This is a genomic window from Streptomyces sp. NPDC001816 (assembly GCF_042892235.1).
Taxonomy (GTDB): Bacteria; Actinomycetota; Actinomycetes; order Streptomycetales; family Streptomycetaceae; genus Streptomyces.
Genome location: NZ_JBIATY010000001.1, coordinates 960,936 through 973,045, shown reverse-complemented (window position 1 = coordinate 973,045; position 12,110 = coordinate 960,936). Strand labels below are relative to the sequence as shown.

Genomic DNA, 12,110 nt, shown 5'->3' with positions numbered 1-12,110 from the left:
ACGGGGAGTTTCCCGGATCTTCAGCGATTAACCCGCCGGGACTACGATGCGTATCATGCATCCGTTGCCCTCGCACGAAAGTCTCGTGGATGAACTTCGGGAACTGAGGCGTCGCGGTCTGCCCGGGCTGCGCCACTGCCCCAGGGACTCGCTGCGCGAGGCGGCCGTCGCGGCCGGTCTGTGCAGTGGGGAACAGGACGAACAGAGTGGCATCGAGGACCTGCTGGGTGCGGCGGTGCGCCGGCTGGCCGGTGGGCATCCTGTGCGGGACGACGACTCCTGCGATCCGCTGGCCCGCGCGGCCGCCCACACCTTCGGGATCTTCCCCTCCCGGCGCGGGGTCCCCGGCACCGACCGGAGGAAGGCCGCGGCGGGAGTCTACGGGGTGACGACCGAGCGCTTCCGCAAGAGCCAGGAGCGCGACGTCATCGCCGAACTCGCGGCGGCGGTCCTGGTCGTGGCCCGGGAGGCGTGCGTACGGGAGACGGCCGGCCCGCGGACCGGTGACCCCTGGGCGGGCGGCCGGCCCGAACTGGTGACCCTGCCGCCGACGACACCCCTGGTGCACAAGGCACCTGCCGCCGCGGGTGTCCCGCCCCAGCGCCCCGCTCACCCGGGCGCCCGGCCGGGAGCCGCCGCACCGGCGGGCCGGATCACCGTCCGGGTGTGCCCGATCGAGCTGGTGCGGGACGTGGACATCCTCGTCTCCTCGGAGAACACGTTTCTGGAGATGTCCAAGACCTTCCGCTCCACGGTGTCCGGGGCCCTGCGGCGGGCCGCCGCGCTGCGGGACGCCTCGGGCGAGATCGTGGACGACGTCCTCGCCCGCGAACTGGGTGTGTGGCTGCGGACGCACGGCAGGTCGGGCGTGCCCGTGCGGCCGGGCACGGTCGTCGCCACGTCCTCCGGCGCGCTGGCCGCGCAGGGGGTACGGCGTATCCACCACGCGGCGATCGCGGCCCCGGTCGGCGACGGTGAGCGCTACCACGTGACACCCGCCGTGCTGGCCGAGGCGGTGCGGGCATCCTTCGAACTGGCGTGCCGCGAGGCCGACTTCCTGTCGCTGCCGATGTCCTCGATCTGCTTTCCGCTGATGGGCACCGGCCGGGGCGGCCTGTCCGTCGAGACCGCGGCCCGCGCACTGCTCGGCGCGATCAGGCAGGAGCTGCGCCGGGACCCGTCCTGGTCGGTGCTGGTGGTCACGCCCGAGGAGAGCCACGCCCGTATGCTCATGGCCGCCAGCTCCGCTCGGTGAAGGCCACCCCGGCCTGCCTGAGCAGGCGCTCCATCTCGGCGAGTTCCCCGCGCAGCGGCACTCCGTAGAGCCGCAGCTCCCGGTCCTCGCCCGCGCCGATCTGCAGGCGCACTTTGGCCGACTCCTGTGCCAGGTACGGGGCGTAGCGGGCGGCGCCGCGCGGTGTCAGGGCGACGATCCGCTGGTTGGCCGAGCCGCGCCAGACCAGCCGGGTGGGCTCCGCGACCCGGAACCGGCCGGTGATCACGGCGTCCGCTCCGACGAGGGCCCGACGCCGCTGCGACGTCAACTCCTCGTGCTCGTACCCCGTGTACACCAGCAGGTCGGTGGAGCGGGGCCCGGCGCTCCCCTCGTGCCGCCGGGCCTCGTCCCTCAGGCGTGCCGCGCCGGCCAGGAGTTCCGCGAGCGCCGCCGCCTGCTGCAAGGGCTCGCCGCCGCTGACCGTGAGGCCGTCCGCCCCGTCGGCGAGGGCCTGTTGCCACAGCGCGAGCACCTCGGAGACGGTGGTGACCGTGCCGGCCTCCGGGTCCCAGGTGTGCCGGGACATGCACCCGGCGCAGGCCAGCGAGCAGCCCTGGAACCAGATGCCGAGCCGCCTTCCCGGGCCCAGCGTTTCCAACGGGTAGTGGGTCCCGTCGAGGCGTATTTCCACGGCATCTCCTCCTCGCACCGGCTTGGAGTATCCAGTGCGGCGATGTGCGCCCGCAATTGCCGGAAGGCACTCATCCGGCTGTCCGCCGGGCGAGATCCGGTTGTTTTCCGGAACTCCCGAAGAGAGTGATCGATTTCCTTGAAATCCGCATCCCTCCGGGGGTTTTGCTCCGCTACTCTCTCCCCCATCGCGGCGCCTTCCCACCCGGACCGCGCGCGAGGAATGGGGGACGTTCGAAATGATCAGCAAAAGTCGAATAGGTGTCCGGGTCCGACGACTGAGAGCCGGGTACCTGTCTTCGGTACGCGCCCGGTTCCACGGCCGCCGGGACGCGGACGGTCTGCGTGAATTACTGGCGGACGCCTTCGCCGGAAGCGCACCTTCCGACGAGAGCCTGCCGCCCTACGTCCTGGGGCTTCGCGCACAGGTGCGCCACAGCACCGCACGGCTGCGGTCGCGTACGCTGGCACGGCACCGCGCGCTGCATGTCCGCATCCAGAGCGAGTCGGTGCGGGTGGTGACCCGGTACACCGAGCCCGTGGATCCGGCTCCGGCCGCGCTCGCCCGGTTCGGAGAAAGTGTCGGGGAGTGGCGCACGGCCGCCGCCGTCTGCCGTCAGCAGGCCCAGCAACTCGCCGATGAGGCGAACCAGTTGCTCGCCTGCTACTGGGACGCCGCCTGGGCCCGCGCCCGGAAGGACGACCAGGTCAGCGGGCGGCGGCCCACGGGCTGGCTGCCCGGGGAGATCGCCCTGGACGGCACCTGGGCCCGCCTCGACGACGGGCTGCTGAGCGACCGCTGGTACGTCCCGGACGCGCCGGGGCGCGACGCCGACCCGTCGGCGGTCGCACAGGCGTTGCACATCCTCGACCACCAGTCCGCGCGCGGCCGTTCGGGCCCGGCGCGGCACGGCGATGCCTCGAACGGCGTCCGCAGGTGATCACCGCTCATCGTCTTCCAGGAAGGCCAAGGACCATCATCGTGCAGCACTCGGCCCGGACCGGTCGTCGGTCCACCGTCCGCGCCGCCCGCCGGCTCACCGTCCTCGTCCCGCTGGTGTGCGCGCTCGGCGCTCTCGTGTCCTGCAGCAAGCAGGAGGAAGCCCTCACCACCCCCTGCGGGCTGGTCGTCGACGGTTCGGGGTCGGCCGCCGCGGTGAAGGAGGGATTCGACTCGGAGGCCAAGCTGAAGGACAGCCTCATCGGGTTCCTCACCGACCAGAAGTGCGGAACCCTCGACTTCGCCCCCATCACCCGTTCCTCGCGCAGCTCGTCCTGCCGGCAGGACGAGGTGGACCTCGACCCGCCGCACGACGCGACCACCGACCAGAAGGTCCAGCGTGCCAACGCCCGGACGGCCGCGGCCGTCGCGGCCCTCGCCGAGCTCAAGTGCGCGCGCACGCAGAACGGTTCGGACGTGTGGGGGGCGCTGACCCGCATCGGGGAGTCCGTCCCCACCGACGGCCCGGCGCCGAAGCTGCTCGTGGTGAGCGACTTCGACCAGGCCGACCCGGAGTTCCATCTGTCGCGGCAGGACATCTCCAGCAAGTCCGCGCGCGACAAGGTCATCGACTCGCTCGTGAACAAGCGTGGCCTGCCCGGCCTCAAGGGGATGGACGTCTTCCCGGTCGGGCTCGGCATGCAGTACAAGGCGAAGCCCAGCGAGGCCGACGACTTCGAGTCCTTCTGGACCGAGGCACTCGAGGGGAGGGCCAAGGCACATGTCGACAACAAGTACAAGCGCTGACGAGCCGCAGCCGCGCCGGCGGCGGATCGCCCGCTATCTGCCGTTCACGGGCCGGACCACCCAGCCGGGCACCGGGACCCGGCCCGGGCCCGCCGCCACCGGCGCGCGCACCAGCCGGCTGCCCCTGGTCATCGACGACCAGGGCGAACGCGGACTCCTGAAGGACGCCAAGAAAAGGGGCCGGCTGGACGCCCGGCGCAGGACGCTGGACCCGTGGGTGCTGAACAGCGGCGACCGGGTGCCGTACTTCGCGGAACTGGCGTCCGTGCGGGACGCCGTCGTCCACCGGATCGAGGAGGAGCTGAACCTCCAGGAGGAGGCGGCACGCCTCCTGGACGCCCAGTCGGGCTCCGACGTGACCGCCGGGGAGGCCGAGACCAGGATCCTGGTCGAGCGCCTGCGCGAGACCCAGCAGGAGATCGAGACGGCCCGTCGCCAGCTCGATCTGCTGGCGGTCCGTTCGGCCCGCTGGCTCCGCTTCCGGGACAGTCTGCGCGAGCGGGTGGAGGAACGCTGGCTCCAGGCCCGTTTCCCGGAGGCGGCCGAGCCACGGACCGCCGGCTCCCGGAGCGCGGCGGAACCCGGCACCCGGGAGGACGAACCGGAGCAGACCGCGGCCGGCCAGGACGCGGCGGCGGACCCCGGCGGCGACGACTGGCAGTCGGTGTCCACGACCGGCGCCGCTCCGGACGGCACCGCCTCCGCGGCGATAGGGGACGTGTACCGTGCCGCGCGCGCCGAGACCCGCGACACCGCGTCGGCCTACGGCTGGGAGGGGCTGCAGACCCGCCCCGGTCTGCCCCGGTGGATGACCTGGGCCCTGCTCGGCGTCATCATGGCCGTCGAGGTGCCGATCTACTGGGTCGCGTACCAGCCCTTCCACGGGGTCGGCAGCACGGGCGGGGACTTCATGTCCGGCGGGCTGGCGGTCTCGTCCGCCGTCATCATGCTGATCCTGCCGCACCTGTCGGGGCTCATGCTGCGGTGGCGCGCGGCGACGGGATCGCCGCGCCGGGGGTGGATACCGGCGGTGTCGCTGCTCGGCGTGTGGGGCGGCCTGACCTGGGCGCTGGGCCTGCTCCGCGCCAAGTTCGTGACCCAGCACGACAGTCCGGGCCCCGCCAAGGGGGCCGGCGGCTTCCGCGGGATCGGCGGCTCCGCCGGCGACACCACGACGCTGGTGGACCGGCTGCACCTGTCGACCCAGACGGTGACCTGGCTGTTCTGTGCGCTGCTCCTGCTCTCGGGCGGTGTCGGATTCATGCTCGGCCTGTTCCGGGAACACCCCTTCCTCGACGCCTTCCGCACGGCGGTGGAGCGGCGTACGGGGCTGCTGCGGCGGCACGAGGAGAGCATCGCCGCCACCGAGCGGGCCCGGGCCGCCCAGGAGACGGCCGAGGACCGGCGGCAGGCCCGCTTGGAGGCCGCGCACGAGCGGATGGCCTCGGCCCGCCAGTTGTACGAGGCCGCCGCCGCCAGGTATCTGGGCGAGGTCATGACGGCGTCGAAGGATCCCGCCGTGACCGAGTCGGCGATGCGCCTGTCCCGGAACTGGCCGCTGCTGCCGCCGTCGGTCCGCCGCGAACCGGCCCGGGACCGCTGAACGGCCGGTGGACACCGGACCGGTGCGCCGGTCACGCGAAGGCCCCGACCCGCTGATGTGGGTCGGGGCCTTCGCGTTCCGTCACCTGCGGTCGCGGTGTCCGCTCACTCCTCCGGATCGGAGATGACCGCGTACAGCGGTGCCAGCAGCCTGTTGACCTTGCGCACGTCGTCCGTCGACGCCAGCCGGAAGCACTCCTGCGGGCGGGGGTCGAGCGGGCCGGCCGGGCAGCGGTCCTGGAACAACTGGAGCGCCGGGCGCGGCCTGCAGCGCCTGGACGTCCACCACAGGCCCTGCACATCGCTGCTGCGTTCGCGGATCACCCGTACCCAGTAGCGGGTACCCGCGTACTCGTCGGTGTCGATCAGCCAGCCGTCCTGCCAGACGGCGGCCAGCCCCTCGGCGGTCGTGAGGTCCACCAGGGTGAGGTCGGCCGTGGTGCGGACCGCCGAGAGGACGTACCGGGACGCCTGCGCCCACGGAATCTGCCGCACCCCGCTGCCGTCGCTGAACTCGACCGATCTCAGCAGCACTTCGGACAGCGCAGTGACCGGGTCGAGGGCCGCGTAGAGGTAGGGGTACGGATCCTTCTCGGTGGGATCGAAGCGGCTGCCCTTGAAGAACTCGTGCGCGACGCTCGGGTTGAACTCGCCGGCCGCGTACTGCTTCTCATGACACCGCCAGACGAGTGTGCCCGCCGGCACCACGGTGACCAACGGCTTCATCGCCACGCCCCTGGGCGGAAGTTGACCCACCATCAGAACGCCCCCACGAGTTCGGCGGCGGCGCGTTCCAGCTCCTCGTCGGGCAGGACGCCCAGCAGGTCCGCGGGGACGCCCCCCAGCCACCGGTTGCCGCCCAGCCACCAGTCGGCGGCCCCCCAGGGGTCCCGGTCCGCCCGGAGGAGTGCGTTGATCCGGCGGACGACGGGCAGCGGTTCGCCCGTGCCGGCCCTGAACTGGAAGCGTGGATAGCGGATTCCGCGGTCCGGATCGCGAAGTCCGATCAGACCGGCGGGTGTGTCCGCACCGCCGTGCAGCGCGGCGTGCTCGTCCTCGGTCAGCGCCGGTGCGGCGAGGAGCCGCCGGCGGGCCGCCCGCAGCAGTTCACCGGGGTCGGGCGGCGGGGTGCCGAGCACGTCGATCACCGCGTCGATCGTGGTGAGGCTGGGCAGTTCGTGGGTGCCGGAGGCGTAGCGGTGGCCGCCGAGCGCCTCGGACACCGCATGGTCGGGCGGCAGCGCGGACAACGTCCGCCTCAGCCGGCGTACGGCGCGTGCGACACCCGGCGGGTTCCCGGCGGCGGCCTCCTCCTTCATCTCCCGCAAGGTGCGGGAGAGCAGATGCAGGTCGTCGTCGTCGAGCCCGGTGATGACGGTGGTCCAGTGACTCTCCAGGAGCCTGAGCAGCTCCTCCGACGTCATACGCACTCTCCTTCCTGGGGCCTGGCGGAACGCGCCGCCGGTGCGGGGTTGCCGTGGTGGACGAAGGCCGCCCAGGTGTCGGGCCGGTCCCGGAAGTCCTCCGTGAGGCGGCGGGCGGAGATGCCCTTCAGGCCGCGCACGGTCGGCCGCTCGCCGGGCGCGGTGAGCATCCAGCGCTGGGCGGCGCGCAGCGCGTCCGGCGGGGCGAGTCCCTGGGCGAGCGCGTCGTGCAGGACGAGCATGAGCACCTCGGACTGCCTGTCGTCGACCTTCCAGCGGGAGCCGACGGCGTCGGCGGCGAGCCGGTGCACCATGACCGAGGTGACGGTCAGTGCCTCGTCGTGATCGCGGGTGGTGAGGTCCGTCTCGCAGCCGCCGCACACGACGAGCGGCCCGGCCGACCGGAAGGCGTCGCCCTCGGCGGGCGTCTCCAGCAGGGTGCTCAGCGTGAGGGCCCCACCGGAGGCGGCCGCGGCCGGCGCGGCCAGCTGGAGGGCCGACCGGGTCGGGTCAGGACCCGCGAGCCCGTGACAGGCGATGTGCACCAGGGAGGCGGGGACGGCGGCCCGGCCGCCCAGCAGGGCCAGCACCGTCTCCGGGGTGGCGGGGTCGTCGTCGGGGCGGTGGATCACGGCCCGCGGGTAGTAGACCTCGGCCAGCGTCTCGATCTCGTCCTCGGCCCACTCCAGGTCGTCCGTTCCGTGGAACACCAGGGCCGGCCGGTCGGCGGGGTTCATGCGCCGGCGGGCCGCGGCGCGCAGGAACTCCCGGCCGGACGCGGCGTGCGTGAGGACGGCGACCTCGCAGGCCCGCACGGCGCGCGGCGCGTCGTACGAGGCGGGCGGGCGCAGGACGGCCGCCTGCCAGGGCACGACGCCGAGTTCACCGCAGGGCACCAGGACCAGCCGTACGGCCTGGGAGCCGACGGCATCGGCGGAGGCGCCGAGGAAGCCGGCCTCGCCGAGGGCGCGGTCCCAGACCCCGAGGTGGTCCAGTGCGGGGCCGAGCACGTCGCCGGCCCACTCGCACATCCGGTCCAGGGCGCCGAGCCAGCGCCGCTCGGCGCGCCGGGTGTCCCTCGGGTTGACGGTGTCGGGGCTGTCGAGGGTGGCGGCCTCCAGGCGCTGCCTGTGCGCGCCGGCCTCCAGGTACTCCGCCACGGGCCCGCGGCCGGCGGAGGCGAGGCCGGGCAGGGGCAGCGCCTCGACGGGGCCGTCGCGGGTGACGACCAGGACGGCCCCGTCCGGACCGTCGACGCCGGGGACCAGGTAGAGCAGCGCGTCCGCCCCCGTCTCCCCCAGGCCGGCGCGCAGTTCGCTCAGGGAGGCGAACACCGGCTGTACGTCGGCGTCGCCCTGCCCACGCAGCACGTCCAGGGAGCGGCGCCGCAGGTCGCCGGGGAGATCGGGGGCGCCCGCGCCCGCTTCGGCCAGCACCTCCAGCGGGGAGCGGTCCCGCAGGTCACCGGGGAGGCCGGTGCCCGTGCCCGCCGCGGCCGACAGCTCCAGCAGGGAGCGGTCGTCGGGCCGGTCCCAGGCGCGGTCGGCCGCGGCGGCGCTGCGCCAGCGCTCGGCCAGTCGGGTCTCGCCGAGGGCCGCCAGGCGGTCGGCGACGCCCGCCGAGACGGCCGCCGCGCCGAGCACCAGGGAACGGCCCGCCTCCAGACACGCGATCGCCTCCTCGGTGAGCCCGGCTCGCACCGCCCAGAAGGCCGCGCTGCGGCCCCGGTCTGCTGCCGCGCGCGCGATGCGCAGCCCGCGGCGGACGCCCTGCTGGAGGAGTACGTCGTCGGCGGCGAGCCGGAGGGAGGTGCGGGCGAGGCCGACGGCGGCACGCAGCTCGTCGGCGTCCGGCGTGTCCGCCCGGAGGGTGGCGCGCTTGGCCCGGAGCACGGCCTGGTCCCAGGTGAGGCGGGCGCCGCTGGGCGTGCCGTCGGGCAGTTCCGCCAGGGCCTGTTCCAGCTCCGCGATCGCCTCGTCCAGCGGCTCGGGGTCTCCGGTGAGCACGTGCAGGGTGTCCAGGGCGATGGCGATGCCGCCACGCGACCTGGGTCGCCAGTCGGGGGTGAATCCGGGGCTCTCCAGGGCCTTCCTGGTGCGCCGCACGCCCTCGGTGATACGGCTGGGGTCCGACTCGGCGATCGCCGTCAGGGTGATCAGCGGGGCCCAGGTGCCGTCGAGGACGCCGCGCAGGGCGGGCATGTCCACCGAAGTCTCCACGGCCCGCTGGAGGTGGTGCGCGGCCGCGCGCAGGTGGTCCGTCCTGTCGTGCGCCGACGGAGCGAGCACGACACGGCCCAGATAGGCGCTGCCGAGCACGAAGCCGAGCAGGGCGCCGGTCCATTCCTCGGCGCCGTCGTAGGTCTCGTCCAGCTCCACTTCGCACAGGGCGTCGATGACGTCCTCCACCGCCCCGTCGTCGCCGCTGTCCAGGGCGGACGTCAGCTTCTCGTTGAGCCGGATGGTCTCCCCGCACAGGCGCAGCGAGGCGGCGGTGCGGCTCGCGGGGTCGTCGTCCCACTGCTGCGCTTCGAGCAGGGCCCGGGCCATGTCCTCGTCCTGGAGGCTGCCACCGGTGAGGGCGGCCGCGAGAAGCAGTCCGGGCACCACGGTGCGCAGCCATTCCGCGTGTACGCGGCTGTCGAGTTCCCCCTTGGAATGGGCCTCGTGCATGAGCCGGAACGCTTCCCGGAACCCCTCCAAGTCCCCGGTGCGGGCGGCGAGGGTGGCGTGGAAGAGGGCGGCGACCATCCTGGACGGCAAGGGCGCACTGCCGTCCTCCCCCTGCGTGGGATCCCCCTCTCCGGACAGTTCGGCGAGCAGCCTGGGCAGTTCGTGCGGCGCGACGGTTCCGGGTGACATCACCTCTGCCAGGGCGAGGAGTTGGGTTCGGACGTGCTGGGTTTCCCAAGCTTCGTCGGGGTCGTCGGCCGGCGCGACGCCGGTTGCCCCCGTCTCCGGGAACGCCGCGAGGCCGTCCTCGAGCATGGAGGTCATCACCGGCATCAGGACGCGCAGCGGCGGCGGCAGCGCCCTGCCCGACATGGTGGCGAGGAGGTGCCGGACCCCTCTGACGACCGCGTCCGTCTCGCCCTTCAGCAGCGCATCGGTCAACGCGCCCAGACCCTGCAGATTGGCACGCTCTTCGGGTGTCATGCGCTCCTGGTGACGTTCGAGCAGCAGCCGCACGAGCAGACCGGTGTCCTCCACCATGCCGGAACCGCCGTGTGCGAGGGGGGTTCCGACCGCGAGCATGGACATCAGCTGGTCGATGGTCCAGTGGCTCTCGGATCCGGGCGAGGCCTCGCGGTTCAGCCGCACCAGTCGCGAGCCGAGCACCAACACGAGGTCCCGGCGTGCGGCCTCCCGGTCCTCGTCGCCGAGCAGGGCCGACGTACGGGCCCCGTCCAGGATGCGCACCGCGCGCTCCCGGTCGGCAGGGGCGCACTCCAGGGCGAACCTCAGGGCGAGGCACCTCCCGAGACGCGCCTCCACCACCGCGGCCGTCGCCTCACACCCCGGTCTCTGCGTCAACTCGGCGTGAACCGACTCCAGTTCCTCGACCATCCCATCGAGACCCGGCCCTCGCGTCCCCTCGTACTCGTCCGGGTCGAGCGGGACGGAGATCCCGGCCGTGCGCCCGAGCACGGCGGCGGCGCGGTCGGCAGCTGGTACGTCCCCGGCATCACTCATGCGTCATCCCCTCCGCCGTCATGGTGCCCGTTCCCCCCGGTCCGGCGGCCGGTTGTCGCGCGCCTCCTCGGCATCCTGCCGGACAACGCCCGGCTCCCGGACGGATTCCGCCCGATCCGTGGGGTGTTGAGGGTCGACGGGAGTCCCGGGTGGGCGTGTTCGGGGCGTGATCGGCTCCGGCCGTGGCGCCGGACGAGGGAAGTCGCCATGCTGGGTGCCCGGAAAGAACCGGGAAGGAGAGGATGCGGTGACGGACTCCGCACCGGCGCCCGGCGCCCTCGAACCGTACGTGGAGACGACGCGGGACGACTACGCGTCGCGCTACACGACCGACGGCCTGCGGGTCGAGGCCGCGGACGACGGGGTGGCCGTGCTGCACGGCCGATGTCCACGCTGCGGCTGCACGTTCACCTACACGCACACCGACCGGGTCTTCCGATCCCTGCGCCGGACGCCCCGGCCGACGCACGTCCCGGTGCTCTGCGAGTGCCAGGCCGAACACCCTGGGCGTCCGCCCGAGGAGAAGGGGTGCGGCGCCTACTGGAACGTCCTCATGGGGCGCACATGACACCGGGATGGCAGGTACGGCCGGGCCCTCCCGCGACCCCCGCCGACCGGCAGGCGGGGCGGCTGACCAGGCAGTTGCTCGCCGGTGAGCTGGCCCGTGCCCGGGAGGCGGCGCTCGCCTGGCGCAACGGGCTCGCGGCCCTCTTCGTCGGACTGCTCAGCTTCGGCCTGATCAAGGGCCGCACCGACGTGGGGAAACTGGCCGCCCCGTACGACGCCCTGGTGGGCGGCGCGCTCCTGCTGTGCCTGGTGTTCGGCACGCTCGGCGCGCTGCTGCTGCTCCGGGCGGCGCACGGGGCACCCACCGGTGTCCGGCTGCCCACCGGCGTACCCGCGGCGGCCACCGCGCTGCACCTGGGCGACCACATGGAGACCCGCCGCACGGTACGGGCCCTCACCCGTGGGGTCCTACTCACGATCGCCTGCGGGGCGATGCTCGTCACGGGGGTGGCCCTGACCTGGTACGGCCCCGAGAAGGACGGCCCCCGCATCCTGGTGCGCACCCCCTCCGGAGACGTGTGCGGCGAGCCGGTGCGCACGGACGCCGGACGCCTGCTCGTGAAGACGGACACCGGCGAGGTCACGGTGCAACTCGCCCAGGCCGAGGCCGTGGCGGCGCTCGACAGCTGCCCCGGGGGCTCGTCCTCCGAGTGACCGCGGGCACCGGAGCGGGCTGGGGCAGAGCGGAACGGACTGCGGTGGGGCGGACCGTCTCCGGTGGCAGGCCCCAGCACCGACAGCACCCGGCAGACCGACCACCCGACGAACCGATCGCGGTCGAACCGGTCACCGACGAACGGATGTCCGTCAGACCAGGCGCCGATCAGACCAGGCACCGCGGACGGGCCATCGGCGGCCACGCCTCACTCAAGCAGCCTCTGCCGCGCCCTCCCTCCGCCCGGTCAGCGCGTCAGCGGAACGGGCCCCAGCGGGGCGGACCGCCCCCACCCCGATGGCAGACCGCGCCGCCGACGGCGCCCGGCCGACCGGCCAGCGGTCGAACCGGGCTCCGGGCGGGGCGGGGCGGAACGGGCCGCGGCAAGGACTGGGGCGCCTCCCGGTGGTACGCCCCACCGCCGACAGCACCCGGCAGACCGGCCACCGGCCGACCGGCCCCCGCTCGCACCGCCCGCCGTCGGACCACCCACCGGCCGAACAGGACGTCGGTCAAA

At 73.8% G+C, this 12,110-nt stretch carries 10 protein-coding genes; 6 read left to right on the top strand and 4 right to left on the bottom strand.

Annotated elements, in window-relative coordinates; all coding sequences use genetic code 11:
- Positions 1-85: 85 nt before the first annotated feature.
- Positions 86-1,255, top strand: coding sequence for a macro domain-containing protein (locus ACFYZZ_RS04455; RefSeq protein WP_389171397.1), 1,170 nt, complete (start codon positions 86-88; stop codon positions 1,253-1,255).
- On the opposite strand, the gene ACFYZZ_RS04450 is transcribed toward ACFYZZ_RS04455, so the two are convergent.
- Positions 1,230-1,907 (bottom strand): 4Fe-4S single cluster domain-containing protein, encoded by a 678-nt coding sequence (locus ACFYZZ_RS04450; protein WP_389171395.1) that lies wholly within the window; start codon positions 1,905-1,907, stop codon positions 1,230-1,232. The genes ACFYZZ_RS04455 and ACFYZZ_RS04450 overlap by 26 nt on opposite strands.
- 238 nt (positions 1,908-2,145) lie before the next feature.
- Here ACFYZZ_RS04450 and ACFYZZ_RS04445 point away from each other — a divergent pair, with 238 nt between their 5' ends.
- The 3 genes from ACFYZZ_RS04445 to ACFYZZ_RS04435 are packed head-to-tail and all read left to right on the top strand — an operon-like array spanning position 2,146 to position 5,256.
- Positions 2,146-2,847: a hypothetical protein gene (locus ACFYZZ_RS04445; RefSeq protein ID WP_389171393.1), complete on the top strand. Its 702-nt coding sequence runs from the start codon at positions 2,146-2,148 to the stop codon at positions 2,845-2,847.
- Positions 2,848-2,888: 41 nt separating this feature from the next.
- Positions 2,889-3,653 (top strand): hypothetical protein, encoded by a 765-nt coding sequence (locus ACFYZZ_RS04440; RefSeq protein WP_389171391.1) that lies wholly within the window; start codon positions 2,889-2,891, stop codon positions 3,651-3,653.
- Entirely contained in the window at positions 3,628-5,256 is a 1,629-nt protein-coding gene (locus ACFYZZ_RS04435; protein ID WP_389171388.1) for a hypothetical protein, read from the top strand. The genes ACFYZZ_RS04440 and ACFYZZ_RS04435 overlap by 26 nt, the downstream gene beginning before the upstream one ends.
- Before the next feature lie 104 nt (positions 5,257-5,360).
- Here the strand turns inward: ACFYZZ_RS04435 and ACFYZZ_RS04430 are convergent, their stop codons facing one another.
- The 3 genes from ACFYZZ_RS04430 to ACFYZZ_RS04420 are packed head-to-tail and all read right to left on the bottom strand — an operon-like array spanning position 5,361 to position 10,371.
- Complete coding sequence (locus ACFYZZ_RS04430; RefSeq protein ID WP_389171386.1) at positions 5,361-5,981, bottom strand: RES family NAD+ phosphorylase; 621 nt, start codon at positions 5,979-5,981, stop codon at positions 5,361-5,363.
- Between the two features lie 32 nt (positions 5,982-6,013).
- Positions 6,014-6,679 (bottom strand): hypothetical protein, encoded by a 666-nt coding sequence (locus ACFYZZ_RS04425; RefSeq protein ID WP_389171384.1) that lies wholly within the window; start codon positions 6,677-6,679, stop codon positions 6,014-6,016.
- Entirely contained in the window at positions 6,676-10,371 is a 3,696-nt protein-coding gene (locus ACFYZZ_RS04420; RefSeq protein WP_389171382.1) for a CHAT domain-containing protein, read from the bottom strand. Before ACFYZZ_RS04420 ends, ACFYZZ_RS04425 begins: the two co-directional genes overlap by 4 nt.
- Before the next feature lie 247 nt (positions 10,372-10,618).
- On the opposite strand from ACFYZZ_RS04420, the gene ACFYZZ_RS04415 reads away from it, so the two are divergent.
- Entirely contained in the window at positions 10,619-10,939 is a 321-nt protein-coding gene (locus ACFYZZ_RS04415) for a hypothetical protein (RefSeq protein WP_389171380.1), read from the top strand.
- Entirely contained in the window at positions 10,936-11,592 is a 657-nt protein-coding gene (locus ACFYZZ_RS04410; protein ID WP_389171377.1) for a hypothetical protein, read from the top strand. The genes ACFYZZ_RS04415 and ACFYZZ_RS04410 overlap by 4 nt, the downstream gene beginning before the upstream one ends.
- Positions 11,593-12,110 lie beyond the last annotated feature (518 nt).

Coding starts and splice junctions, on each gene's coding strand:
- ACFYZZ_RS04410 (WP_389171377.1), top strand. CDS start 10,936: ATGACACCGGGATGGCAGGTACGGCCGGGCCCTCCCGCGACCCCCGCC.
- ACFYZZ_RS04435 (WP_389171388.1), top strand. CDS start 3,628: ATGTCGACAACAAGTACAAGCGCTGACGAGCCGCAGCCGCGCCGGCGG.
- ACFYZZ_RS04430 (WP_389171386.1), bottom strand. CDS start 5,981: ATGAAGCCGTTGGTCACCGTGGTGCCGGCGGGCACACTCGTCTGGCGG.
- ACFYZZ_RS04420 (WP_389171382.1), bottom strand. CDS start 10,371: ATGAGTGATGCCGGGGACGTACCAGCTGCCGACCGCGCCGCCGCCGTG.
- ACFYZZ_RS04445 (WP_389171393.1), top strand. CDS start 2,146: ATGATCAGCAAAAGTCGAATAGGTGTCCGGGTCCGACGACTGAGAGCC.
- ACFYZZ_RS04425 (WP_389171384.1), bottom strand. CDS start 6,679: ATGACGTCGGAGGAGCTGCTCAGGCTCCTGGAGAGTCACTGGACCACC.